20 protein-coding genes are annotated in these 25,507 nt (G+C 68.8%); 8 read left to right on the forward strand and 12 right to left on the reverse strand.

The window, feature by feature from the left end; all coding sequences use genetic code 11:
- Positions 1 to 635 (forward strand): MATE family efflux transporter (locus HMPREF2883_RS10370; RefSeq protein WP_176747208.1); only part of this gene is annotated, 635 nt, incomplete at its 5' end.
- Positions 636 to 655: 20 nt separating this feature from the next.
- Here the strand turns inward: HMPREF2883_RS10370 and HMPREF2883_RS10375 are convergent.
- Entirely contained in the window at positions 656 to 1,978 is a 1,323-nt protein-coding gene (locus tag HMPREF2883_RS10375; RefSeq protein ID WP_070661967.1) for a UDP-glucose dehydrogenase family protein, read from the reverse strand.
- A 364-nt stretch (positions 1,979 to 2,342) separates the two neighbouring features.
- On the opposite strand from HMPREF2883_RS10375, the gene HMPREF2883_RS10380 reads away from it, so the two are divergent.
- The 3 genes from HMPREF2883_RS10380 to ndk all read left to right on the forward strand — a co-directional run bounded on the left by HMPREF2883_RS10380 (position 2,343) and on the right by ndk (position 5,676).
- Complete coding sequence (locus HMPREF2883_RS10380) at positions 2,343 to 4,151, forward strand: bifunctional folylpolyglutamate synthase/dihydrofolate synthase (RefSeq protein WP_070661970.1); 1,809 nt, start codon at positions 2,343 to 2,345, stop codon at positions 4,149 to 4,151.
- Positions 4,152 to 4,469: 318 nt separating this feature from the next.
- Positions 4,470 to 5,150, forward strand: a complete 681-nt coding sequence (gene dhaL, locus HMPREF2883_RS10385; RefSeq protein WP_070661973.1) for a dihydroxyacetone kinase subunit DhaL — start codon at positions 4,470 to 4,472, stop codon at positions 5,148 to 5,150.
- Positions 5,151 to 5,235: 85 nt separating this feature from the next.
- Positions 5,236 to 5,676, forward strand: coding sequence for a nucleoside-diphosphate kinase (gene ndk, locus HMPREF2883_RS10390; protein WP_070661976.1), 441 nt, complete (start codon positions 5,236 to 5,238; stop codon positions 5,674 to 5,676).
- Between the two features lie 128 nt (positions 5,677 to 5,804).
- Here the strand turns inward: ndk and HMPREF2883_RS10395 are convergent, their stop codons facing one another.
- A complete protein-coding gene (locus HMPREF2883_RS10395; protein WP_070661979.1) occupies positions 5,805 to 7,049 on the reverse strand; it encodes an ABC transporter permease in 1,245 nt (414 codons plus the stop codon).
- Entirely contained in the window at positions 7,049 to 7,996 is a 948-nt protein-coding gene (locus HMPREF2883_RS10400; protein ID WP_070661982.1) for an ABC transporter ATP-binding protein, read from the reverse strand. Before HMPREF2883_RS10400 ends, HMPREF2883_RS10395 begins: the two co-directional genes overlap by 1 nt.
- A gap of 164 nt (positions 7,997 to 8,160) precedes the next feature.
- On the opposite strand from HMPREF2883_RS10400, the gene HMPREF2883_RS10405 reads away from it, so the two are divergent.
- The 3 genes from HMPREF2883_RS10405 (at position 8,161) to ftsY (ending at position 14,029) form a co-directional block, all read left to right on the forward strand.
- Positions 8,161 to 11,967 carry an AAA family ATPase gene (locus tag HMPREF2883_RS10405; protein WP_070661985.1) on the forward strand — a complete coding sequence of 1,269 codons (3,807 nt, stop codon included), beginning with the start codon at positions 8,161 to 8,163 and terminating at the stop codon, positions 11,965 to 11,967.
- Positions 11,968 to 12,128: 161 nt separating this feature from the next.
- Positions 12,129 to 12,503, forward strand: coding sequence for a hypothetical protein (locus HMPREF2883_RS10410; protein ID WP_070661988.1), 375 nt, complete (start codon positions 12,129 to 12,131; stop codon positions 12,501 to 12,503).
- A 365-nt stretch (positions 12,504 to 12,868) separates the two neighbouring features.
- Positions 12,869 to 14,029, forward strand: a complete 1,161-nt coding sequence (gene ftsY, locus HMPREF2883_RS10415; RefSeq protein WP_070661990.1) for a signal recognition particle-docking protein FtsY — start codon at positions 12,869 to 12,871, stop codon at positions 14,027 to 14,029.
- Positions 14,030 to 14,160: 131 nt separating this feature from the next.
- Here the strand turns inward: ftsY and HMPREF2883_RS10420 are convergent, their stop codons facing one another.
- The 4 genes from HMPREF2883_RS10420 to HMPREF2883_RS10435 all read right to left on the reverse strand — a co-directional run bounded on the left by HMPREF2883_RS10420 (position 14,161) and on the right by HMPREF2883_RS10435 (position 17,913).
- Positions 14,161 to 14,772, reverse strand: a complete 612-nt coding sequence (locus tag HMPREF2883_RS10420) for a response regulator transcription factor (protein ID WP_070661992.1) — start codon at positions 14,770 to 14,772, stop codon at positions 14,161 to 14,163.
- A 78-nt stretch (positions 14,773 to 14,850) separates the two neighbouring features.
- Positions 14,851 to 16,026: a sensor histidine kinase gene (locus HMPREF2883_RS10425; RefSeq protein ID WP_070661995.1), complete on the reverse strand. Its 1,176-nt coding sequence runs from the start codon at positions 16,024 to 16,026 to the stop codon at positions 14,851 to 14,853.
- A gap of 10 nt (positions 16,027 to 16,036) precedes the next feature.
- A complete protein-coding gene (locus tag HMPREF2883_RS10430) occupies positions 16,037 to 16,765 on the reverse strand; it encodes an ABC transporter permease (protein ID WP_176747212.1) in 729 nt (242 codons plus the stop codon).
- Between the two features lie 155 nt (positions 16,766 to 16,920).
- Complete coding sequence (locus HMPREF2883_RS10435) at positions 16,921 to 17,913, reverse strand: ABC transporter ATP-binding protein (protein WP_070661998.1); 993 nt, start codon at positions 17,911 to 17,913, stop codon at positions 16,921 to 16,923.
- A gap of 363 nt (positions 17,914 to 18,276) precedes the next feature.
- Between HMPREF2883_RS10435 and ffh the strand changes: the two genes are divergently transcribed.
- Positions 18,277 to 19,962: a signal recognition particle protein gene (ffh, locus tag HMPREF2883_RS10440; RefSeq protein WP_070662001.1), complete on the forward strand. Its 1,686-nt coding sequence runs from the start codon at positions 18,277 to 18,279 to the stop codon at positions 19,960 to 19,962.
- Between the two features lie 14 nt (positions 19,963 to 19,976).
- Here the strand turns inward: ffh and HMPREF2883_RS10445 are convergent, their stop codons facing one another.
- The 5 genes from HMPREF2883_RS10445 to HMPREF2883_RS15615 all read right to left on the reverse strand — a co-directional run bounded on the left by HMPREF2883_RS10445 (position 19,977) and on the right by HMPREF2883_RS15615 (position 25,150).
- On the reverse strand, positions 19,977 to 20,588 hold the full coding sequence (locus HMPREF2883_RS10445) for a response regulator transcription factor (protein WP_070662004.1): 612 nt from the start codon (positions 20,586 to 20,588) through the stop codon (positions 19,977 to 19,979).
- The gene (locus HMPREF2883_RS10450; protein ID WP_070662275.1) at positions 20,585 to 21,697 is read right to left on the reverse strand and encodes a sensor histidine kinase; all 1,113 of its coding nucleotides are present in this window, start codon (positions 21,695 to 21,697) and stop codon (positions 20,585 to 20,587) included. The genes HMPREF2883_RS10445 and HMPREF2883_RS10450 overlap by 4 nt, the downstream gene beginning before the upstream one ends.
- A gap of 134 nt (positions 21,698 to 21,831) precedes the next feature.
- Complete coding sequence (locus tag HMPREF2883_RS10455) at positions 21,832 to 22,710, reverse strand: hypothetical protein (RefSeq protein ID WP_070662007.1); 879 nt, start codon at positions 22,708 to 22,710, stop codon at positions 21,832 to 21,834.
- Between the two features lie 50 nt (positions 22,711 to 22,760).
- The gene (locus HMPREF2883_RS10460) at positions 22,761 to 23,780 is read right to left on the reverse strand and encodes an ABC transporter ATP-binding protein (protein ID WP_070662010.1); all 1,020 of its coding nucleotides are present in this window, start codon (positions 23,778 to 23,780) and stop codon (positions 22,761 to 22,763) included.
- A 113-nt stretch (positions 23,781 to 23,893) separates the two neighbouring features.
- Positions 23,894 to 25,150 carry a glycoside hydrolase family protein gene (locus HMPREF2883_RS15615; protein ID WP_256277442.1) on the reverse strand — a complete coding sequence of 419 codons (1,257 nt, stop codon included), beginning with the start codon at positions 25,148 to 25,150 and terminating at the stop codon, positions 23,894 to 23,896.
- Positions 25,151 to 25,507: the final 357 nt, after the last annotated feature.

Consider the following 25,507-nt stretch of genomic DNA (forward strand, 5'->3'; position numbering starts at 1 on the left):
TGTTTCAGCAGGCCTGGCAGTACTCCACCGCCCGCGAGATCGACTCGCCCGACCGCGGGGCCTTCTTCGGCTCCGTCCTGCGGGGATACTCGCTGGCCACTCTGTCGACTGCGGGTCTGGTCATTGCCCTGAACCGGCCGATCTCCAGGGTGATGCTCCAGGCCGAGTTCGCCGAGGGGTGGCGCTACGTCCCCCTGCTCATGCTGGCGGCGACCTTCGGGGTCATGACCATCTTCTTCGGCACCTTCTACCAGGCGCTCATGAACAGCCGCATGCTCATGGTCTCCACCATGATGGGGGCGGTGGTCAACGTGATCCTCGGGGTGGCTCTCGTACCGTTCATGGGGCCGTGGGGCGCCGGCCTAGCCGGAGCGGTGGCCTACGCCCTCATCCTGGTGGTGCGGGCATACGATCTCGGGCACCGCATCGACCTGCCCATAGACCGCCCGCGCCTCACCTACCAGCTCACACTGCTCAGCATCATGGCCGTGTGCACGTCCTTCGATGGCGGCTCATGGCTGAGCGCGGCAGTCTGGGCCTGCCTGATCCTCCTGGCAACCAGCGACTTGGCAGTGCTGGTCGCCTGCGCTCGCGCAGTGGCCGCACCGCTGATGCGCAGACTTGGGCGGCGCTGAGCCTGCGCCGCCCAAGCCCCTCACCGCCGTCCGATGCCGCGGTAGCTCCAACCGGCCGCCTTCCAGGCCTGCGCGTCCAGGCAGTTGCGTCCGTCAATGACGTAACAGGTGCGCACCAGGCCAGCCGCCTGGGCGGGGTCGAGATCCCGGTACTCGCGCCACTCCGTGCCGATGATGACCAGATCAGTCCCCTCCAGTGCGGACTGCGCGGAGGCAGCGACCTCGTAGGGGCGGTTCGTCCTCTGAGCGAGGATCGGGCCGGCGGCCGGATCGTGCACGACGACCCGCTCGACCATGCCCGACAGCTCCACGGCGAGATCCAGGGCGGGAGAGTTACGCATGTCGTCGCTGTCCGGTTTGAAAGCCGCCCCGAGGACCGTCACCGTGGCGGCGGAGGTGTGCTCGCCGAGGAGCTCTCGAACTGTGCGGATGACACCGGCGCGCATGGTGTCGTTGACCCGATCGACCTCCGCGAGGAAGGCCAGGGCGTCGCCGACGCCGAGCTCGCCGGCGCGGGCCTGGAAGGCGCGGATGTCCTTGGGCAGGCAGCCCCCACCGAAGCCGATACCGGCGCGCAGGAACCGGCGCCCAATACGGTCATCCATGCCGATCGCCTCAGCGAGGGCCGTCACATTGGCCCCCGCGGCGTCGCAGACCTGGGACATGGCGTTGATGAAGGAGATCTTCGTGGCCAGAAAGGCGTTCGCACTGATCTTGACCAGCTCGGCGGTGGCGTAGTCCATGACCAGGCGCGGAGTGCCGGCAGCCAGGATCTGTGCGTAGACCGCATCCATCGTCTCCTGGGCGCCGGCGGTGGCGTCGGGATTCTCCGGCACGCCGTAGACCATCCGGTCCGGACGCAGCGTGTCCTGAACAGCGAAGCCCTCCCGCAGGAACTCCGGGTTCCACAACAGCAGCGCCCCGGTCGGCTCGATCAGCCGGGACAGGTGCGAGGCGGTGCCAACGGGAACCGTGGACTTGCCGGCGACCACCTCGAGGCCGCTGGTGCAGTGCCCCAGGTGAGGGAGCATGGAGGTCACGGCCGCGTCGACGTAAGTCATGTCCGCCGCCCCCGACTCGGACTGCGGTGTGCCCACGCCGATGAAATGGACCTGGGCTCCCTCAATGGCGGAGAAGTCCTGAGTGAAGGTCAGGCGCCCGGCCTCCACGTTACGGGTCAGAAGCCCTTCCAGCTCGGGCTCGAAGAACGGCGCCCTGCCGTTGCTCAGAAGATTTATCTTGTGAGCGTCGACGTCCACGCCCACCACATCATGCCCAAGCTCCGCCATTGATGCAGCGTGAACAGCACCGAGATATCCGCAACCAATCACTGATAAACGCATGGAGGAAGCCTAGGCAGGTATGTGGGGGGTATGTCTACCCCTATACCCGCAGGGCTCCCTGGTGAATTCCTCAAATATTTCACCGAGAATTAGGATGTATTCACTGAGTATTCATGCGGCAATCATGGTAGTCGTATTGTCTGAGCCATTCGGATGTGCTTGTGCTCCGAAAAAAGATTTAAGAAGAAATCGTTGCGCGGGCCTGGGTCTTGCCGTGAGAGACGTGCGCTCACGTGATTCTTCTGTCAGCCATCGTGGCGGGGGAGTGGCCGGGAGTCTTCGGGGCCTCGGCTAGATTAGGACTGGGCGGGAGCGCTTGAGAGAGCCTCTGCCCAACCCGCCACGTCGAGTAAAGGATGGCACAGTGCCCGTAGACGACGACTCCAAGCAGGTCAGGCCCGGCGCCGCCTTCGGCATCCCCGAGGGTGCCACGGGGGAGGAGGTCGTCGACGCCGTCTTCGGCCAGGCCGGTATCGACCCCGAGCTCCTGCCCTACCTGGAGGCTGCAGGCGCCCCCGCTCTGGCTGAGGGCGAGAGCCAGACCGTCTCCGTCTTCGAGCTTCAACAGGCCGGCGCCCAGCAGCAGGCCGACGCCGAGGCCCAGGACCGTGAGGACCTCGAGGCTCTGCGCGAGCTCGTCGCCGCCAACATGATCCCCGGCGGTGACACTGACCGCCTCGAGGAGCTCCTCGCCGAGGTGGACGCCGATGACTCCGACGACTGGGACTCCTGGGAGCCCCAGCTCCCCGACGACTCCGAGGGTGAGCACCTGCGCGACCTGCGAGCCGCCGCCCGCGGTGTCGAAATCTCCGCCCGCATGCGCCAGGTCGAGGCCGAGATCCTCGCGCGCGCTCCCGAGCACCAGGTCCAGCCCTCCCTGGAGCGCGTCGAGGCCGTCCTCGACCTCCTGGGTAACCCCGAGCGCACCTACCGCACCGTTCACATCACCGGCACCAACGGCAAGACCTCTACCGCCCGCATGACCGAGCGCCTTCTGGCTGCCGGCGGCATGCGCACCGGCCGCTTCACCTCCCCGCACCTGGCCACCATCCGCGAGCGCATCAGCCTTGACGGTGAACCGATCAGCGAGGAGGGCTTCATCGCCGCCTGGGAGGACGTGGCCCCTTACATCGCTATGGTCGACGAGCGCTCCCAGGCCGCCGGTGGCCCCCGCCTGTCCTTCTTCGAGGTGCTGGCCGTCATGGCTCTGGCTGCTTTCGCCGACTATCCCGTCGACGTGGCCGTCATCGAGGTGGGCATGGGCGGGCGGTGGGACGCCACGAACGTCATCGGCTCCGACGTCGCCGTCATCACCCCGATCGGGCGGGACCATGAGCGCTGGCTAGGCTCGTCGATCACTGAGATCGCTCACGAGAAGGCCGGCATCATCAAGGACGGCTCCACCGTCATCGTCGCCCACCAGGTCCCCGACGCCGCTGGCGAGATCGAGCAGGCCGCAGCCTCTCATCGGGCCATCGTGCGTCGGGAGCGGGACCCGCAGGAGGACCCCACCTCGCCGGAGGCCGGTGTCCTGCAGGTTCTCGACCGCCAGCTCGCCGTCGGTGGCCAGATGGTCACCTTCGCCACGGCAGCGGCCGTCTACGAGGACGTCTTCGTCCCGTTGCACGGGGAGTATCAAGCCCACAACGCCCTGCTGGCTCTGGCTGCCGCCGAGGCGGTCCATGGCGGGCGCCGGCTGCCCGCGCGCATTGTCGAGGACGGCTTCGCCTCCGTCACCAGCCCGGGCCGTCTGGAGGTGCTGCGCTCCTCGCCCACGGTCCTGGTTGACGCCGGACACAACCCCCACGGCATCGAGGCCCTCACTGGAGCCATCGAGGAGGCCTTCGGCTTCCAGCACCTCGTGGCGGTCCTGGGGGTCATGGCGGACAAGGACGCCGAGGGCATCCTGGCGGGCCTGGAGCCGGTGACTGACGCCGTCGTGTGCGTCCCCATCGACTCGCCCCGGGCCATGGATGTCGACGACCTTGGCGAGATCGCCCGGGAGGTCTACGGTGCCGACCGCGTCGTCGTGAGCCAGCAGCTCGGCGAGGGCGTGGAGCAGGCGGTCGCCCTATCCGAGGGGTATGACGCCCCGCTGACCGCCTCGGGAATCCTCATTGTCGGCTCCGTGGTCCTGGCCGCAGAAGCCCGCGCCCTGTTCGGCAGGCCCTGACAGCAGCGGCCCGCTCCTTCGACGGCGCTTCTTGAGTCCCCGTTCCAACTGCGGAGGCATGTGCGTTTGGGCTGGTCGCAGGCCCTGCGGTCGTCTCAGCGCGCGAGGCGGCAGGGGGCGTGAGAGGATGGAAACGCGAGTGGACGGTGAGCACCTCGCCGGCCTGCTCCGGCGCGTCCCACGAACGTTCCCGGAATGCGTCGGGACCCATCGGGTCCGCGCAGGGCCCGATCACAGCCGCATGGTCGTCCTTCACCCTCGGGTGCATGGCGGTCAGGCCTGGAACCAACACCTGCCAAGACCCGAGAAGGAAACACCATGTCCTTGGATGCTGTCTGGGCCCTCGACTGGGCCCGTCGCGCCGCCCTGCTGGCCACCGAGAACCGCGCCGAGCTGACCGAGCTGGACCGAGCCATCGGAGACGCCGACCACGGCGACAACCTCGATCGCGGAATGAGGGCTGTGGTCACCAAGCTCAATGCCGCCCAGGAGGCAGGAAACCTTCCGGCTACTCCCGGGGGAGTCCTCAAGCTCATCGCCACCACCCTCATGGCCACCGTCGGCGGTGCCGGAGGCCCGCTGCTGGGCACCGCCTTCCTCAGGGCCGCCCGCTCCAGCGACGCCCCCGCCTGGGGGGCACAGGAACTGGCCCGGGCTCTGGAGGAGGCCACCTCGGGCCTGGAGGCCAGAGGACATGCCACCAGCGGGGACAAGACCATGGCCGACGCCTGGCGACCCGCGGCGATGGCCGCCAAGGAGGCCGCCGAGATCGGGCAGGACGAGGTCGGAGTCCTTGCCGCGGCCGCGCAGGCCGCCGCCAAGGGGGCCCAGGACACTGAGCCCCTCCAGGCTCGCCTCGGCCGGGCCTCCTTCCTGGGGGAGCGCTCCTGCGGGCACCGCGACCCCGGCGCCCAGTCCTCGGCTCTCATTCTCCAGGCTGCCGCCGACGCCGCCCGCGACCGCTCCTCTGGCCCCTTCCTGGTGGTTGAACAGGCCTGAGTCCGACACTGCCATGGCCTGAAGGGGGTCGGACCCGTTATGGTCCACTCGGTCCCTCACCAGCCAACCCAGCAAGGAGACTCCCATGGCCAGCACGTCCGGCACCGGCCGCATCCTCATCCTCATCAAGCCCGACGCCGTCGAGCGTCGCCTCACCGGTGAGATCCTGCGCCGTATCGAGGCCAAGGGATACGCCCTGACGGCCCTGAAGGTCCTCACTCCCACCGAGAAGATCCTCGCCCAGCACTACGCCGAGCACGTGGGCAAGCCCTTCTACCCCGGCGTCGTGGAGTACATGACCTCCGGCAACGTGGTGGCCGCAGTCGCCGAGGGCCAGCGCGTCGTCGAGGGCGTGCGCAGCCTCATGGGCCCCACCGACCCCACCACGGCCGCCCCCGGCACCATCCGCGGAGACCTGGGACGCGACTGGGGCACACCCGCCATCCTCAACCTCGTCCACGGCTCGGACAGCGACGAGTCCGCCGCCCGCGAGATCGCCATCTGGTTCCCCGAGCTGGCCGACTGACTCCCAGCCCCTCCCGCAGGGCGCCTGACGCCCGCCATGACATGAGATGACGATGGTGCGACTCCCCTCACGGGAGTCGCACCATCGTCATCGGGGCGTGGCCGGTGAAGGCCGGTGAGACCTCTCGCTCAGGACCGCTCTGCCCTTCTGAGGACCTCCTTGAGAGGGACTCGGGCACCGGTGCGGGTCACGGCCCGGGTGTAGATCGCCGCCGCCACGTGTACCAGCAGTGGCAGGAAGACCAGCGCGATCGCCAGGGCGACCAGCTGCTCGGTCCAGGAGGAGACCCCCAGCACCAGGCGCGCCGGCATCATGAAGGGAGCGAAGGGCGGCAGGTAGGACAGGACTCGGAAGGTCGTGTTGTTGCTGTCCCCGGTGGCCATCAAGAAGCTCAGGACATAGGGGACCATGGAGAGCATGACCAGGGGCATGCTCACCGAGCTGACGTCCTCCTGACGGCTCACGAGTGAGGCCGCGGCCCCGAAGGCGACCGCGAAGATCGCGTAGCCCACGATCATCCACACGATCATCGCGACGAGCACGCCGTCCAGGTTGAGACTGATGTCCGGCATGACTCCCGTGGCCTTCGCGGTGGTGACCCCGACGACGGCGACGAGCCCGGTGGTCAGGACCGAGGCGATACCGATCCCCAGGATCTTGCCGGCCAGCAGCGAGCTGGGGCGCACGCACGCCAGGAGGATCTCCACGATCCGGCTCGACTTCTCCTCCACCACCCCCTGGGCGATGAACTGACCGCCGCCCATGATGGCGAACAGCAGCAGGACGTCGATCGTCAGGAGAATCGCGTAGCGCGAGCCGAAGTCGGCCGAATCCCGCTGAGGGGCGTTGAGCACCGTGACCTTGGGCTTGGCGGCACTGAGCTGAGAGGCCACCTGGGCGGGGTCGCCTCCCAAGGACGCGATCTGCCGGCCCAGAGCCGACTGCTGAAGGAAGGCCGTGGCCCCTGAGACGACCGCGTCGTCGGCTGACTTGTCCACAGTGATGGTGGGGGCGGAGCCGGAGACGTCCAGGACCATGTCCACGTGCGGCGTGCCCTCGGAGGAGTCCTCGGCCAGGACGTCCTTCGCCTGGTGGGCGGAGACGTCAACGAGCTCGATCGTCTTCCCATTGGAGGCGGTCACCTTGTCCAACCCGGCGGCCTGGGTGGGGGTCACGCCCTTGAGCCCGACCCGGTAGGCCTGGTCCTGGCCCGAGGTGTAGAGCTTGACGCCGACGATGCCGCCGACGGCGGCGATGAGCAGCACCAGGGTCAGGATGATGGTCGACTTCTTCAGCAGGTGCGCCCGCAGCTCGCGGCCGGTGACCAGGGCGATCTCCTGACGACGAGTAATAGGGCTGGTCCGGTCGCTCATCAGTGCGTCTCCTTCGTCTCGTTGGTGTCTGCGGTTCCCTCGCGGGAGGTGGCGGTCAGCACATCCCGGAAGATCTCGGTGAGCCGGTGGCGCACCGGGCCGAGCTCGCGCACCGTCCCCAGGCGCTGGGCCGTACTCAAAAGCGCCTGCTCATCGGCTCCCGCCGCGGTGATGACCAGGCGGCCGGCGTCATCGACCTCGACCGTGGGGGCGGGCAGGTTCAAGGAGGCGGCCTGCACCGGCGCGCTGCCGGCGGCCCGCTCGACAACGACCCGCCAGCGGGGCGTCTCGGTGGCCTGCAGCTCGGGAATCGTCCCGTCGGCGACGAGCCGGCCCGAGCGGATGATGACCACCCGGTCGCACAGGCGCTCGACGACGTCGAGCTGGTGGGAGGAGAAGAGAGTGGGCACGCCTGCGGCTGCCCGCTCCAGGATGACCTGGCTCATGACGTCCACGGCCACCGGGTCCAGGCCGGAGAAGGGCTCATCGAGAATGAGCAGCTCGGGGCTGCTCACCAGCGCGGCGGCCAGCTGGACGCGCTGCTGGTTGCCCAGCGACAGGCTCTGCACCTCGTCGCCGCGGCGCTCCTCCAGGCCCAGGCGCTCGGTCCACTGGTTCGCAGCTGCCTTGGCGGCGGAGGCGGACAGTCCGTGGAGGCGGGCCAGGTAGACGAGCTGCTCGGCCACCTTCATCCGGGGATAGAGGCCGCGCTCCTCGGGCATGTAGCCGATACCGCGTCGGATGGCGGCGTCCACGGGGACGCCCTTCCAGGTCACGGCGCCGGCGTCGGCGTCGAGCACTCCCATGACGATGCGCATCGTGGTGGACTTGCCCGCTCCGTTCGCACCGACGAAGCCGACGATCTCACCGCGATCCAGGGACAAGGAGAGATCGTCCAGGGCCTGCAGGCTCCCGAAGCGTTTGGACAGGCCGGACAGTTCAAGCATCATGGCTCCTTCGGGCTCGGGGGCGAGGCGGGATGGCGAGGCGGGTGCGCGCCGCGTGCCCGGTTCTCTTGATATGGAAAGTTTGCTTGTCTCATGCGGTCGTGTCAAGTTTCTTTGTCGTTTTAGTCCCCGTGAGAACCGTCCGCGCTGTTAGGGTGGCGCTCGTGCACCTCAAGACGTTGACGATCAAGGGATTCAAGTCCTTCGCCTCGTCGACTACCCTCCGCCTGGAGCCCGGCATCACCGCCGTGGTCGGCCCCAACGGGTCCGGCAAGTCCAATGTTGTCGACGCCCTGACCTGGGTCATGGGGGAGCAGGGCGCCAAGAACCTGCGCGGCGGCTCCATGGCCGACGTCATCTTCGCCGGCGCAGGCTCCCGCCCGGCCCTCGGGCGCGCTGAGGTCTCCTTGACCATTGACAACACCGACGGCGCCCTGCCGATCGACTACACCGAGGTCACCATCTCGCGCACCCTGTTCCGCGGTGGCGGGTCGGAGTACCGCATCAACGGCAGCCCCTGCCGCCTCCTCGACGTCCAGGAGCTCCTCAGCGACACGGGCCTCGGGCGCCAGATGCACGTCATTGTCGGGCAGGGGCAGCTCGACGCCGTCCTGAGCGCCACGCCTGAGGACCGCCGCGGCTTCATCGAGGAGGCCGCCGGCGTCCTCAAGCACCGCAAGCGCAAGGAGCGCGCCCTTCGCAAGCTCGAGTCCATGGCCGCCGACCTCGCCCGCGTCGCCGACCTCACCCAGGAGCTGCGCCGTCAGCTCGGCCCCCTGGCCCGACAGGCCGCCATCGCCCGGCGCGCCCGGAGCATCCAGGTCGAGGTTCGTGACGCCACCGCCCGACTCCTGGCCGACGACGTCGTCCAGGCCCAGTCCCTCCTGGAGGCCGGGGACGAGGACAAGGAGGCCCTGGCGCGGCGCCGCAGCGCCGTCGAGGAGGCCGAGCGCGTCGCCAGAGCTCGCCTGAGCGAGCTGGCCGCCATCGAGACCACCTCCGCCCAGCGCCTCGCCCGGGCCGGCAGCACCTGGGAGGAGCTCACTGGTGCGGCCCAGTCCCTCGGGGCGCTCGCCGACGTGGCCGGCGAGCGGATTCGGCTCCTGGCCTCCGCGCCCGCTCCGAGCCACGGCACCGATCCTGAGGAGCTCGAGCGTCGGGCCGAGGCCGCGAGCCGGGAGGAGGCCGAGCTCGCCGACACCCTCGAGGCCGCCCGCACCGCACTCAGCGACGCCACCCGGGTGCGCACGGACGCGGAGACTGCTGAGAAGGCGGCGGACCAGGAGCTCTCGGCCGCTCAGCGCCGCGTCTCAGAGCGACGAGAGACCATCGCCCGGGCCGGTGGGCGCGTCGCCTCGGCACGCAGCCGCCACGAGGCCAGCCTGGCCGCCCTCGAGCAGGCGCGCAGCGCGCTGCGAGCCGCTGAGGCTCGCGAAGACGGCGCTCGGGCCGCCCTGGCAGAGGCCGGGGGACAAGCGGAACCGACAGAGCCAGCCAGTGGTGGCGCGCAGGAGAATACCGGTGCCCCAGGGCCCGCGTCTGCACAGGCAGGTGCGGCGGCCGACGCGGCGGTGCGGGCCGCCGCCGCGCACGACGAGGCCACGCGGCACCTGGCCCAGGCCCGCGAGGCCGTCGCGGCCGCGACGGACGCCCGCAGGGAGGCGGCCTCCGACCGGGCCACCTGGACCGCCAGGCGCGACACCCTGGCCATGTCCCTGCGCGGCCAGGACGGAACGGCCGCGCTGCTGCAAGCCGGTATAGACGGTCTCCTCGGACCGCTTGCCGAGCACCTCAGTGTCGAGCGCGGATGGGAGAACGCCGTCGCCGCCCTCCTGGGAGCGCTCGCCGAGGCCGGCCTGGCCGCCGATGCCGAGGCGGCCCTGGCCGGACTGGCTCATGCCCGCAGCCAGGACATCGGGGCGGTGCGACTGGTGCTGGCCGACGACCCCTCACTGGGTGCGGCCGGCACCGATGACGAGGCGGAGCCGGTTCCCGTTGACGGAGCACTGGCGGCTCGCGGCCTCGTCAGTCCCGCGCAGCCGGGGCGCCTCGAACAGGTCCTGGACGGGCTGCTCAAGGACTCCTGGGTAGTGGAGGACCTCGAGGCCGCCAGCACCCTGCGCGGCGAGCTGCCCGACGCCGTTGTGGCCACCCGCGGTGGTGACGTCCTGGCACCCGGCTGGGTCGCCGGCGCCGGTCGAGGGGCCTCCTCGGTCCTCGAGCTCACCGCCGCCCACGAGGAGGCCGACACTGAGGCCGCCGCCGCCGCGCAGGCCGAGACCGAGGCCGACGCGGCCCTGGAGGAGGCTCGGCGCCAGGAGGACGCTGCTCGCCAGGCGCTCAGCGAGGCACTGTCCGCCCTGCGTCAGGCCGACGCCGAGGCCGCTCGCGCCGCCGAGGCGATGGCCCGCCTGACCTCCGCCGCCCACGCCGCCGCCGAGGAGACCGGGCGTGCCCGCCGGGTGCTGGAGCGCGCCGAGGCCGAGTCGGTCCAGCGCACCGCCGAGCTCGCCGCCGCCACTGCCGCGCTGGCCGAGGTGGAGGACGGGGCGGGCGACGCCAAGGACGGTGACGGCGCCGGCCCTACCGGTGGGTCGGGAGCAGCGGGCGCCTCGGGAAAGGAGCGTCCCGACAGCCTCGAGCGCGCTCTGGAGGTCGCCCGCCAGGAGCGCGAGGCCGCTGCGAACGCCGCGCGCCGGGCCCGCGCCGTCGAGACCGACGCCAGGCTCGCCCTGCGCACCGCAGAGGAGCGCGAGCGCTCCAGCCGCGGGCGCGCCGACTCGCTGCGGGCGGCCGCACGCCGTGAACGCGACCAGCGCGCCGCTGCCGAGCGGGCCCAGCAGCGGCGCAGCGCCCAGCTGGCGGTCGCCACGCACGTGCGGGACCAGGCGCGCGCCGCCGCCGAGACGGCGCGCATCAGTGTGCAGCAGGCGACCGATGAGCGTGCGGCCATCGAGGCCGAGCGCTCCCAGGCTCTGTCCGCCACCAACGAGGTTCGCGAGGAGATCGACCAGCTGACCAAGGAGCTGGGCAGCCTTACCGATGCCGCCCACCGCGAGGAGGTGGCCCGGGCCGAGCAGCGCATGCGTCTGGAGGGCCTGGCGGAGCGCGCCATGAACGAGCTCGGCCTGGAGCTGGACCCCCTCGTGGAGGAGTACGGACCGCACATGCTTGTTCCCGAGCTCATCGAGGACGCTGATGCTGCCTCCGTCTCTGACTCCGACTCCGCTGCGGACCAGGACACTGCTCAGGCATCGGTCGGCGGCGCAGGCAACCCGGGCCGTCCCTACGTGCGCTCCGAGCAGGAGAAGCGCCTGGCCAAGGCCTCGCGCGACCTCGCCCGACTCGGCAAGGTCAACCCGCTGGCCCTGGAGGAGCATGCGGCCCTGGAGCAGCGTCACCAGTTCCTGGCCGAGCAGCTGGCTGACCTCAAGCGCTCGCGGGACGACCTGCTGAGCATCGTTGAGGAGATCGACACGCGGGTTCAGGAGGTCTTCGCCCAGGCCTACGAGGACACTGCCCGTCAGTTCGCCTCCGTCTTCGACCGGCTCTTCCCCGGCGGGGAGGGACGGCTGGTGCTCACGGATCCCGATGACATGCTCACCACCGGCATTGAGATCGAGGCGCGCCCCGCCGGTAAGAAGGTCAAGCGGCTGTCCCTGCTCTCAGGCGGGGAGCGCTCGCTAGCCGCCGTGGCCCTGCTGGTGGCGATCTTCAAGGCGCGGCCCTCGCCCTTCTACGTCATGGATGAGGTCGAGGCGGCCCTGGATGACACGAACCTGGGGCGGTTGCTGGAGATTTTCACCGAGCTGCGGCGCTCCAGCCAGCTCATCATTATCACCCACCAGAAACGGACCATGGAGGTGGCCGACGCCCTCTACGGCATCACGATGCGAGACGGGGTTACCAAGGCCGTCTCGCAGAGGCTGGCCCAGCCCGACCGCGGGACGGCTGTGACTCCTGATGCCTGAGTGAAACTTGATGAAAATGTGATAGACTGCTGATAATGTGACCGTCGTTTTCAGATACGAACCATTGTTGTGTCAGGAAGTTGTCAGGTTTGGTTGTTGATTGGACGACAAGTGCGTGCAAAGTCTGGTCAGATCGTATTTCGCAAGGCAGAATCCTAGCTATGGGTGTCATGATTCTTCCTCTCGTTGTCGTGCTGGTTGCCGGCCTGCTTGTGCTCGGCATGGTTTGTGCTGAGCGCTTCCCGGTGCGCTCCTGGCCCTCGCGCATTCGCAGCGTGGTCCGCAACTCTCAGGAGGTGCGCATGGAGGAGCAGGACGTCGAGGTTGAGGTGGTGCCCCAGGAGGTCAGCCTGTCCGACCTCATGACGCGTGAGGGGCCGGCGGTCTATGCCGGGACTGAGGGCTTCGGAGGCCTGGTCGGCGTCGTCGGAAAGGCGATGGACGCTGCGGAGAGGACTCGTGGCTCCGCCGGCTCCCGGCGTCGCGCTCATGTGCATGAGCCGGCAACCGGTGGGCTGTCGCAGCCTCAGAGGTGAGTGGCGGCGGTAGCCTCGTGAATAAATACTGCCGTGTACACTATTTTCACGACTATGCGATGCCGCGGTGACGCTGCTTCTGGGTGAATTCCTGGCCCTGGGAGATTGCCGCTCCTCCGATACCCTCTCGCACTTTCTCTCACTCCCACGGTCACCGAGCTGTTTCGGTCTAAGAGCGACACGGCTCACCGGGTAATGCGGCTACGAGAACGCCTCATCCTGCAGCGCGCCCACGAGCGCGCTGCAGTTTTCTTCATGCCGTAGCCACGCCGCATGCCCAGGGTCCTCGCGCCTTCCTCGGGCGAGAGGCGACCCGGGCAGGCCGACCCCGCCACAGGGGGCCCGTGATCGGGCATGATGGGTCCATGGAACCGATCCTCATCGTCCTCGGCATCATCCTGGTCATCGTCATCGCAGGAGGGCTGTGGCTCTACGCCGGTAGACGGCGGGGCCGGGTCTCCGACGAGATCAGCGCCCACAAGCCGATGTCCGTGGAGGATCTCCTGCCCTCTGAGGGTGAGGACACCGAGGAGGAGGCCGACGAGGAGGGCGTCGCCGAGCCGGCTGCGACGCTGGAGTCCCCCGAGTCCATCCCTGGCCGCATGCAGCGCCTTCGCGCCCGCCTGGCCGGCGCCGGCGGCTTCGGCAAGGCGGTCCTGTCCGTCCTGTCCCGAGGAGACCTCACCGAGGAGGACTGGGAGGAGATCGAGGACACGCTGCTCACCTCCGACCTGGGCATCGAGGTGACCACCTCACTCATGGACGAGCTGCGCACCCAGGCCAAGGTCCTGGGAACCTCCGACCCCGAGGCGGTCCGCGCCGTCCTGCGCGCCGAGCTGCTCAAGCTCGTCGACCCCTCCCTGGACCGCTCCCTCAACCTGGAACGTCCCACACCGGCCGAAGGGGCCCAGGGGACGCCCGCGGCGGCCATCCTCATGGTGGGGGTCAACGGCACCGGCAAGACCACCACCTGCGGCAAGCTCGCCCGCGTCCTGGTGGCTCAGGACAAGACCGTCGTCCTGGGGGCGGCCGACACCTTCCGTGCCGCGGCGGCCGAGCAGCTGAGCACCTGGGGCGAGCGCGTGGGTGTTGACGTCGTTCGCTCCGAGAAGGAGGGAGCCGACCCCGCCTCAGTCGCCTACGACGCCGCCCGCGAGGCCGCCGCCCAGGAGGCGGACGTCGTCGTCGTCGACACCGCCGGGCGCCTGCAGAACAAGGCCGGTCTCATGGACGAGCTGGGCAAGATCAAGCGCGTCATGGAGAAGATCGCCCCGGTCGGCGAGATCCTTTTGGTCCTGGACGCCACCACCGGCCAGAACGGTATGCGTCAGGCCCAGGTATTCTCCGAGGCCGTGGGCGTCACGGGCATCGTGCTCACCAAGCTTGACGGCACCGCCAAGGGCGGCATCGTCGTCACCGTCCAGAAGGAGTTGGGCGTGCCCGTCAAGCTCGTGGGCCTGGGGGAGGGCGCCGACGACCTGGCCCCCTTCGACCCGGAGGGTTTCGTCGACGCGCTGCTGGGCTGAGCCTAAGAACCGACGCGCCCCAGCGAACCACGCCGCAACGCCCCCCGGTCGCCCGCCTCGTCCAGAGAGTGGGTGGCCGGGGACATTTGGGCCAGTCGAACGAGTCTTCCGTGCTCTCGTCCTAGCCAGCGCTACTCAATGATCCACCCCTTCTGGGCGGCGATGTGCACCGCTGCGGCGCGGGTGGGCGCACCGGTCTTGGCCATGGCCTGGGACAGGTGGTTACGGGTAGTTCCCTCCGAGAGATGGACCCGCCGGGCGACCTCGGAGACGGTGGCGCCGTCGGCGGCGGCCTGAAGCACCTCGGTCTCCCTGGCGGTCAAGGGGGAGTCCCCGAAGATGAGCGAGTCGGCGGCCAGCGCCGGGTCGACGACGCGCAGCCCGGCATGGACCCGGCGCACCGACTCGGCCAGCTCGGTGGCCGGAGCGTCCTTGACGACGAAGCCGTGGGCCCCGGACTGAATGGCGCGCCGCAAGAATCCGGGGCGCCCGAAGGTGGTGACGATGAGGACCCTTGTGGCCGGCAACCGCTCCAGGAGACTCGCGGTCGCTCTCAGCCCGTCGGTGCCGGGCATGTCGACGTCCATGAGGACGACGTCGGGCCGCTGCTCGAGCGCGACGGGCAGGACGTCGTCCCCGTTGCCGACCTGGGCGACAACCTCGATATCGGTCTCCAGGGCGAGCAGTGCGGCCAGCGCCCCGCGCACCATGGCCTGGTCATCGGCCAGCATCACTCGGATCATCGCTCAGCTCCGTTACTCAAGGTTCCTCAAGGCCGACGACATGAGTGCTCGCCGGAATTCGGGGTGCGCGCGACCGGGTCACTGGCTCGCGTCGGGCGCCATAGGTGAGGATAGACGGCGGGCGCGTACTCTCAGGACGGTGCCGCTGCCACTGGAGGGAGCCTCGATGGTGAGGTCGGCGCCGTTGTCCTGACAGCGCTGGCGCAGCCCCTCCAAGCCGTGACCGTCGCCGGTGCCGGCCGAGTTCAGTCCGATACCGTCATCAGCCACCTCAATGGAGTCGGCGCTCAGGCTCACCCGGCAGTGTGAGGCGTGGGCATGGCGCACGATGTTGGTGACGCCCTCGCGCACCACCCAGGCGAAGAGCTCGCGCAGCTCGGGATCGACGACCTCGACGGTCAGCGGTAGGTCGGCGCGGACACCGGCCGAGGTCAGGACGTTCGTGGCCCGGGCCAGCTCGCCGGCCAGGCTCAGCTCGCGGTAGCTGTTGACGGTGGCGCGCACGTCGGCCAAGGCGGAGCGTGCCAGGGACTGAACCTCGGTCAGCTCCGCCCTGGCCTGATCGGGGGCGGTATCGACGAGCCTGGTGGCGAGCTCGGTCTTCAGAGCGATGACCGTCAGCGAGTGCCCCAGGATGTCGTGCATGTCCCGGGCCATGCGGTTGCGCTCCTCGTTGATCTCCAGTTCGTGGGTGCGTTGCTCCAGAATGCGGGCCACCCGCCGCTGCTCCATGATGTAGCGCCCGAAGACGCAAGCGCCGCCCGCACCGAGCAGAGCGATCCAGGCCCCTTCACTTGCGGACCAGGAGGGACTCATCCTGGGAACGAGGAACAGTGTGCCAGCGAGGATCGCGATGGGGCCGATGGACGCCTGCCAGGGCAGGGAGAAGGCCAGGACAACGGCCAGGAAGACCACCAGCTGCAGGCTCTGAGGCCCCACGCCGAGGGCAGCCCCGATCGCTGTGAGCGCGCCGATGACGATGAGCGACAGACTCAGGTGGCTGGGCCAGGTCAGGCCCTGGCGCACCCGTCTCACGCTGAGCGAGCAGGCGGCATACAGGCATGCGCAGGAGACGATGGCGCTGACAGCTCCCCACACCCCACCGTTGGATCCTTGGGCCAGCCCCTCCTTGACGACCGGAACCATGGAGGCGGCCCACGCGATACCCCAGCCGACCGCCACAACGCGGGTGCGGCGAGCCCGCGCCTCGTCGGGGGACAGGGCGCGGGCGGTCATGGACGAGATCGTACTCATTCTTGGAGTTCTAGACCCGAGCAGTGTCGCGGCCCATCCTCCAGGCGGCGCCGCCCAGGAAGACGGCGAGCCAGGTCAGCACGTTGACCACCCACCACCAGGAGAAGCTCTCGGCGCCCATGGGCCACAGCGCCAGGTTGTGCAGCCCGTACATGGGGGTGAAGCTGCCGATGCGATCCATGGTGGATCCCGGCGTCAACGGGATGAACATGCCGCCGAGAAAGGCGAGCAGGGCCATGAGCGGGCCAACCACCTGCATGGCGTTGTCCGAAGGCAGGAGGTAACCGACGAACAGTCCGAAGGCGACGAAGACCAGGGAACCCAGCCAGATGATGAGAGCCGAGGAGATCCAGGCCGTCGCAGGCATCTGCGCGTGACGCACGGGGCCGCAGGCGTAGACGGCGCCGATGGCCAAGGCGCTGATGAGCATCCCCACGATCGCCTTGGCGGTGATGTAGGCGATGGGCTTCAGCGGGGTCAGGCGCAGCTGGCGGCTCCATCCCGAGGCCCGCTCGGTGCTTACGGCCGCCCCTGCCCCGGTGGTGGTCATGAGTGCGCCGTACAGGGCCATGCCGATCATCATGTTCGCCACGATGTTGCCGTTGCCGTAGGGCGTGGCCGAGTAGTCGGTGGTGGTGAACATGAGGAAGAAGGCCACGGGCAGCAGGACGGAGAAGATCATGGACCGGCGGTTGCGCAGGCGCCTGCGTGCTTCGAGCGACAGCAGGGTCAGGCTCAACCCTCCCAGCGGCGGCGTGGTCCGGGAGGACAGATCGAGGCGCGTGACTACTGATGAGGCGGAGGAGGACGAGGAGGACTGAGAAGAGGACATTGCGGTTCCGATGGAGGACGTGGGCGGGAGGGTGACGGTGTTGCCGGGGCGGGAGGAACGGCTCATGCTGACGCTCCGGCACTGGGGGTGGAGGCGCTGTCGCTGGTCAGGGCCACGAAGGCGTCCTCCAGGCCTCGGCTGGTGATCTCCAGGTCCTTGGCCAGGTGATCGCCGAGGAGGAGTGCGGCAACGGCGTCGGTGTCGGTCGAGCTCAGGGTGAGCGTGCTGCCCAGGATCTCGACGTCGTGGATCCGGCCACGGGCCTGCAGATCGGTCAGGGCGCTGTGTAGCTGCTCGGGTGTGCAGGTCAGGGTGGCCCTCAGGGTGCGGCCGCTCACGGAGGCGCGGATCTCCGCAGCAGTGCCGTCGGCGATGATGCGCCCATGACGCATCAGGACGACCCGGTCGGCGAAGGCGTCGGCCTCTTCAAGGTAGTGCGTGGCGAAGACGATGGTGCGCCCGCGCTCGGCGTCTGCGTGGATGGCCTCCCAGAAGCTGCGGCGCCCCTCGACGTCCATGCCCGTGGTCGGCTCATCGAGGATGAGCAGTGCCGGATCGCTGACGAGCGCCATGGCGAAGCGCAGGCGCTGCTGCTGACCTCCGGAGCACTTCTTGACGATGCGCGAGGCGAAGTCGGTGACACCGGCGCGGCGTATGGCCTCCTCGGCATCGATTCGATGCGAGAAGAGACTCGCCGTCAGCTGCACCGTCTCACGCACGGTGATATCGGGCAGGAGGCCTGCGGTCTGCATGACTGCGGCGACCAGGCCCCGGTCGACCGCCTGGCGCGGGCTCATGCCGAAGACTCTCGCATCGCCCCTGGTGGGGCGGCTCAGTCCCAGGATCATGTCGATCGTCGTCGTCTTGCCCGCGCCGTTGGGGCCCAGGAGGGCGACGACCTCGCCGGGGCGGATGGTCAGGTCGACACCGTCGACGGCGGTGACGTCTCCGAAGGACTTGTGCAGATCGGTCAGTCGGACGGCGTCCACATGGTCCGTCCGGGGGTCTTCCGGGACGGAGGCCTCCAGGCCGGTCCGAGGTGTTGCTGTGCTCATGGCTCAAGACTCGCCCCGCGTCGGCTGCAGTCCATGGCCCATCGGTCATCACTTGCTCATGACATATCTCAGGGGTTACCAGGCGGCGAAATACGGTGGAATACCGGGAGAAAACCTGTGCTCGAGGTGGGGGAGGGCCTCGAGGGGAGCCAGGTCCCTGGGACATGACGCGGGGGACGTATCCGGCTGGAGAGTGTGGGGTCAGTCCCGGTCCGGGCACGGGGGAGAGGACGGGCCCGTCTTGCCGCTATCCTGGGTCACAGTCGAGGTGAGCGCCATGGCCCATGGGCATGGACGCTCCACCCTCACCCGCCCTGAAGTCTCCCGACCAACGCGCCCCACGGCGCCAGGAAGGACCATCGCGTGTTCGGCAACCTCTCCGATCGCATCACCGCCTCCTTCAACCAGCTGCGCGGCAAGGGTCGTCTCACTGAGGCCGACGTCAACGCCACGGTCACCGAGATCCGCCGCGCCCTCCTGGAGGCCGACGTCGCCCTGCCCGTGGTGCGCGCCTTCACCGCAGCGGTGCGCGAGAAGGCGGTCGACGCCGCCCGCTCCCAGGCCCTCAACCCGGGCCAGCAGGTCGTCAAGATCGTCAACGAGGAGCTCATCGAGGTCCTGGGAGGCCAGACCCGGGAGATCCACTGGGCCGACCGCGGTCCCACGATCATCATGCTCGCCGGTCTCCAGGGTGCCGGTAAGACCACCCTGGCCGGAAAGCTCGGACGCTGGCTGCGCGACCAGGGCAAGCGCGTCCTGCTGGTGGCCTCCGACCTCCAGCGCCCCAACGCCGTAACCCAGCTGAGTGTCGTCGCCGAGCGCGCCGGGGTGCACGTGTGGGCGCCCGAGCCCGGCAACGGCGTGGGCGACCCGGTGGCAGTGGCCCGCTCCGGCGTCGAGCACGCGCGTACCAGCGGTTATGACGTCGTCGTCGTGGACACCGCCGGCCGCCTGGGTGTGGACGCTGAGATGATGGACCAGGCGATCCGCATCCGCGACGCCGTCTCCCCCCACGAGATCCTCTTCGTCCTGGACGCCATGGTCGGTCAGGACGCCGTCAACACCTCGGTCGCCTTCCGCGACGGCGTCGGCTTCACCGGCGTGGTCCTCTCCAAGCTCGACGGCGACGCCCGCGGTGGTGCGGCCCTGTCCGTGCGCGGCGTCACCGGTGCCCCGGTCCTGTTCTCCTCCACCGGTGAGGGCCTGACCGACTTCGAGCGCTTCCACGCCGACCGCATGGCCTCGCGCATCCTGGACATGGGTGACCTGCTCACCCTCATCGAGCAGGCCGAGCGGACCCTGGACCGTCAGGAGGCCGAGGACGCCGCCGCCAAACTCGCCAAGGGCACCTTCACCCTCGACGACTTCCTGGGCCAGCTGCGCCAGATCCGCAAGATGGGCTCCATGAAGAAGCTCCTGGGCATGATGCCCGGCATGGGGCAGATGCGTGAGGCCCTGGACAACTTCGACGAGCGCGAGGTCGACCGCATCGAGGCGATCGTGTGCTCCATGACGCCCGCCGAGCGCAAGGACCTGTCCATCCTCAACGGCTCTCGCCGCAGCCGTATCGCCAAGGGCTCGGGAACCACGGTCCAGGCCGTCAACGAGCTCGTGGACCGCTTCGAGCAGGCCAAGAAGATGATGGAGACCATGGCCTCCGGCGGCATGGGCGGACTCGGTGAGGGCGGTCCCATGCCCGGCATGGGGTCGCTGCCCGGAATGGGCAAGCACTCCAAGGCCCGCCAGGCCCCCAAGGCCAAGCGCGGCAAGGGCGGCAAGAAGGGCCGCAGCGGCAACCCCGCCAAGGCCGCCCGCCAGGCCAAGGAGGCCGCCGCCGCCAAGCAGGCCAGGATCGAGGGCGGCCAGGGCGACGCGCCCGCAGCCGGCTCCTCCTTCGGGCTCGGCGGCGGCCAGGGCGGCGCCTCCGGCTACGGGATCATGCCTCAGGGCCAGCCGCAGGCCCAGGCCGGTGCGCAGCCCTCGGGCGACGACGTCGCCGACGCCATGAGCGCCCTGCCCGAGGACCTGCGCCGCCACCTCGGGCTGTAGAAGCCAGGCCCCGCTTACAGCCAGCCGTTGGTCTCGGCGGTGCGGGCCGCCTCGGTGCGGTTACGGGCGTGGGTCTTGGCGATCGCCGAGGACAGGTAGTTGCGCACCGTGCCCTCGCCCAGGCGCAGCCGCGTGGCGATCTCTCGGGCGTCCGCGCCCGTGGCCGCAGCCTGCAGAACCTCCTTCTCCCGCTCGGTCAGCGGATTGGGCCCGAGCAGCACCGACTCCTGGGCGAGCTCGGGGTCAATGACCCGCAGGCCCGCATGGACCTTGCGGATCGCCTCAGCCAGGGCCTCAGGCGGGGTGTCCTTGACGATGAAGCCCGCGGCTCCCGCCTCCATGCCCCGTGAGAGGTAGCCCGGGCGACCGAAGGTCGTCACAATGAGACACCGGCACGATGCCCCGGAGGCGACGACGTCCGCAGTGGCCGCCAGTCCGTCGCGCCCCGGCATGTCGATGTCCACCAGGGCCACGTCCACGGCGTGCTCACGCACTGCGGGGAGGACCTCGTCGCCCCTCCCCACCTGGGCCACCACCTCCAGATCGCTCTCCAGCCCCAGAAGCGTCGCCAGCGCCCCACGCACGAGGGCCTGGTCATCGGCGATGAGCACACGGATCGGGCTCACGGCAGCCTCACCTCCAGTCTGGTCCCGCCGGTCGTCACGCCAGCGGTGTCTGCCACGCCAGCGGAGTCTGTCGTGCCGGCGCCGGATGAGTCAGTGCGACCGGTGAGCGGACTGGTCATGGTGAGCGAACCGCCCTCCTGTTCACAGCGGGAGCGCAGGCCTGCCAACCCGTTACCGGGTTTGTCGCCGGCCAGGCCGACACCGTCGTCGCTCACCCGCAGCAGCCCCGGCTCCAGATGCACTGCCACAGTGGCCGCTTGCGCGTGCCGAACGATATTGGTCGTCGCCTCGCGAAGAGCCCAGGCCAGTACTGCTCGTTGACGCTCAGGAATGTCCTGGGCGCTGCCGGTCATATCCACGCTGATCTGGGCGGCGTTCAGGGCGGTACGCGTGGCCTCCACCTGGCTGGCCAGGTCCGGGGACCGCAGGCGCGTTACCGTGGAGCGCACGTCGGCAAGGGCCCCGCGGGCCAGGGTGATGACCTCGTCGAGCTCCCGGGAGGCGGCGGCCGGGTCACGCTCGATGAGCCGGCGGGCGACCTCGGCCTTGAGGGTGAGGACCGTCAAGGAGTGCCCCAGGATGTCGTGGACATCGCGCCCGAGGGCCTCGCGCTGGGAAACGAGGGCGAGCTCGCGCTCGGCGGATGTTCTGCGCTCCTGGAGCTCCACCGCGATGCGGGCGATGATGATGGGAACCTCGGTGAGCGATATGCCCAGTACCTGCCAGTGCGACTCCGGATGCGTGTTCCATAACAGCGAGGCGGCAGCCAGAAGACCCGTCGCTATGACAACGGTGGGGATGCCCCGGCGCAGCGTCGTGGAGAACAGGAGCAACGAGCAGAAGAAGGGGAAGAAGCAGACCGTCCACCATCCCAGAGCCGGCAGCGTCAGTACGGTGAAGAAGGCCTGAACCGCGAGCTCTCTCAGGAGGATGCGAGTCGGGAGGCCGGTAGGAGGGACTCCGACTCTCGGTGCATGGTTGTCCGGCGTCGAGAACGCCCAGACGTAGCCGGCGATGAACCCCAGTACCCCGGTCAGCCCCAGCAGACGCTGCCACCAGGCGAAGGAACCGAGGAGAAGCTGGATGATGGGAAGGAGCAGGAAGAACACCCACACCGTGGCGTCCCAGACAACGTGACGGCGATGAAGGCGCCAGGGGTGGGAACGGGACCGCCCTGACCCAGATGATGATGCCGTCAGGTCGGCTGAGTCATGCAGGGGCTGTGGCATGGTCATCGCCGGCCTCACCGGCGCCTGGTCACCCGGCGTCGGGCCCCGATCACGAGCAGCCCGAAGATGAGTGTCCACGTCACCAGGTTAGCCAATGGCATCCACAGCGGGTCCTGAACGCCCGCTTGCCGATCCGGTACATAGGTCCACCCCTCGCCCAGCGGCCACCGGGCCAGCGCCGTCGACCCGTACATCGGGGTGAAGCGACTGATCGCCAGCAGCGTGCGGTTCAGTGGCATGAAGGCGTTGCCGATGAAGGCGAACAAGGAGACCAAGGAGGTCGCGATACCGATCGATGCCGAGGACGGCAGCCACATCCCGGCAGCCAGCCCCCACAGGACGAAGGGCAGGACCCCGATCAGGCAGATGAGGGGACTGGTGGCCCAGACCCAGCCCTCCATCTGCGAGTCCGTCAGTGCCCCAGCGGTGAGCACGACGACGACGGGAAGAGCCGCGGTTCCCACCGCGGTGCCGGTCTTGACCACGAGGTAACCGCGCAGGCCCCGGGAGGTGACCGCCATCTGCCGGCCCCAGCCCGCCGACTGCTCGACGGCGGCCGCCGCCGAGGCGCTCGTGGCACCCAGGCAGGCGCTGAAGGAGGCCATCGCAAGCATCACCGAGGCCGAGACATTGCCGTGAGCATGCGGGCCGTAGTCCCCGGCGGACGCGTTCAACCGGCCGAAGACGAGGTACATCGCCACAGGGAAGGCGACAACGAAGAAGAGGTTGGCGGGCTCGCGCAGGCTCCGATAGAGGTCGAGCCAGAGGTAGGTCAGGAGGGGGCGTGCGGGCCTGAGTCCTCCCGAACGGCGTGGTTGGCTGCTGGAGCCACCAGCAGGGGAACTCGCGGGGGAGGCGGACAGATCGGAGGTTGCCTGGGGTGTCACGGTCATGATGTGGCCTCAATGCATGTGGTGATGGCGGTCAGGGTGAAGGGCGTGGGCTAAGGCAATGGCGGAGGTGCACCGTCAGAGCCGCCGGAGGTCAGAGCGGTGAAGACCTCGTTGAGGCTCGCGGCGCCGATCCCCAGGTGCTCGGCGGGGGTGGCACTCAGCAGCCAGCGGGCGAGGGCGTCGGAGTTAGTCGTGCGCAGCTCCACGTGCTCACCGTGGACGACCGCATGCAGGATGCTGCTGGCCACGGGGCAGTCGGCCAGGTGCTGCCCCAGTGTTTCCTCGGAGACCCCGGGCCAGGTGGCGGTCACCAGGGCGCCATCGCCCAGGGCTCGGATCTCATCGACACTGCCGTCGGCGACCAGGCGGCCATGGGCGATGATGACGATGCGGTCGGCGAAGGAGGCCGCCTCCTCCAGGTAGTGGGTGGCGAACAGGATGGTGCGGCCGCGGCGGGTCTGGGTGCGCATCGTCTCCCAGAAGGCGATTCGGGCACTGACATCCATTCCGGCGGTGGGCTCGTCCATGATGAGAAGGTCGGGGTCTGGCAGCAGGGCAAGGGCCAGGCGCAGGCGCTGGCGCTCGCCTCCCGAGCAGTGGCTCACTCTGCGGGTGAGGAGCCGGCCAAGACTCGCGTGGTCGACGGCGTCGTCGAGCCTGGAGGCGTGCGAGACTCTGTTACCGTGCCGGGGGTGCATTGAGGCCGCGACCCGCAGGGTCTCCCCGACGGTGAAGTCGTCCAGCAGACCGCCGTCCTGGAAGATGACACCAACGCGACCTGCCTGGACCGCCTGGTTGGGGGAGGTCCCCAGAAGCTCGATCGTCCCGGCGTCGGGGCGGGTCAGCCCCAGGATCATGTCGAGGGTGGTGGACTTGCCCGCGCCATTGGGGCCCAGGAAGGCGACGACCTCTCCGGGCCGGATGGTCAGGTCGAGGTTGTCGACGGCGACGAGGCTGCCGAATGTCTTGCGCAGGCCACGGGAGTCAATCGCGGGGGCTGGAGCCGTGCGCCCGACCTGAGGGCAGGATCCCGGGGAGTGAGTGACGGGGGCTGTGGTGGTTCGGGTCATGACCCCAGGCTCCCGCCGGCCCGTGGCTCCCGGTACTGAGCGCTGTCACCGCTGCCGTATGACACCTGTCATGTGTCATGCAGCAGCGGGCTGTGCGGAAAGCCGTCGTGTCCTCAGGACTGCGGTGCGTAGCCGACCAAGGTGGAGCCGTCGATCGCGACAATGAGGTTCTGGCGCCAGACGGGGATGACTGCGCCACGGGATGTGATGGGCAGGGGATCCATCGGCGTCTTCGATGTCGTGTCAATCATGAACACGGCACCGATCTCACTGCTGGCGGAGCGGCCGCGTATGGTGAGCGTGCGCTTGTCGGAGCTCAGTTTCCAGGAGCTCTGGAACTGTGCACGGGCCGGTGTGTTCCACGTGGCTACGTCGTCGGACAGCGTCAACGGGGTCCCGTTGAGGCTGCAGTGCGTGGCATCGGCGCAGGTGAGGTCGATATCGGCCCAGCTCGTGTCTCCCGACTCGTAAGCGGCCTTGAACTGGGACAGCGTGGGTTGCTGACCATCCTTGATGAGGAGGGACGCAGCGGAGCCCTTGAGAGTGAAGGACTCTGCGGGTGCCCCATTTTCGGAGAAGGTGGATGCAGTCGAGCTGTCTGGATCGATGGTGACCCAACCGTCCCTAGCGGAAAGCAGCTGGATGGGGCGCCCTTGATCATTCTTCTCCGGTGAGAGAGTCAGGAGAGAACCGTCCCTCGTCGAAAGAACTCCGATCCTGGAAGAGTCTTTGGGGGTGCTTTCAACGGACACTGCGATCGAGTCTGATGTCGGTGTCCCATCGGCGTGGTGCCAGAGTGGATAGACCGACGTGAACTCATAGGTCTGCTGCCAGCGCCGAGTCGGCTCTCCATCATTCCAGTCCCAACCCGCGCAGGTGCTGCTCCCGTCCGAGTACGAGGAGCTGCATGAGACGGCTATGTTGTCATTGGCGACGAAGCTTGACGACTGGAAACCCGGTGGGAGTTCGGTTGTCTTTCCTGTTGTCGGGTCAAGAACCTCGTCGTCCAGTAGCAGGTGCCCTCCCCACCAGTGACGATATCCGGTGGTGAATGTGTATCCAAGTGACGTCGTCCAGATCTTCTTGGGTGTATCGCCTTCAATATTGAACCCCGTCAGGTCTGATGTGTCATTGTCGTTGTGGTGAATGACAACGACATAGTGTCCGCACGAGTACGTGTCCCACGTAAAATCGTTCTCCCATGCCGGGAGGCCCGTGTCAAGCCTCCATGCCTCCTTCCATGAAGAGTCTTCCGTTTGATGTCCTTCCATCTCACAGGAGGCAGGTGGAGGTGGTGGAGGGGAGGCGCTCGGTGCAACGTGTGACGTGGTGTTCACGGCCACTCGTCCCACCATGACGAGGGCTGCCACGCAGGTGGCTCCAAGAAGGACCGCAAGCCACAGCCCTACTGCGTGGCGGGGCTTGCTGGCCCGCGCGTTCCCGGTCAGGGTCCTTAGGGCGTGATGGGGTTGGTTCGGTCCGGTCGTGTCGCTCTCGCGGTGGGTGGCTGAGAGCAGTTCATCCGTCGAGGGGCTACTGGGAGGGCGGATCGACGTCGGGGTGCTCTGTTTGGAGCGGGGTGGTCGGATCGACGAGCTCTTGCCGGGCGGCTGGATGCTGCGATTGCCGAAGGGGAGAAGCCTCATGGGCGAAGCATGCCCCGGTGTCGTGGACCGCGCTGGGTTTTGACCGGTGCGAACCATGCGGGTTGAGTCAATCGGCGTGGT

It is taken from the genome of Actinomyces sp. HMSC075C01 (assembly GCF_001812965.1).
In the GTDB taxonomy this organism is placed as follows: Bacteria; Actinomycetota; Actinomycetes; order Actinomycetales; family Actinomycetaceae; genus Actinomyces; species Actinomyces acetigenes.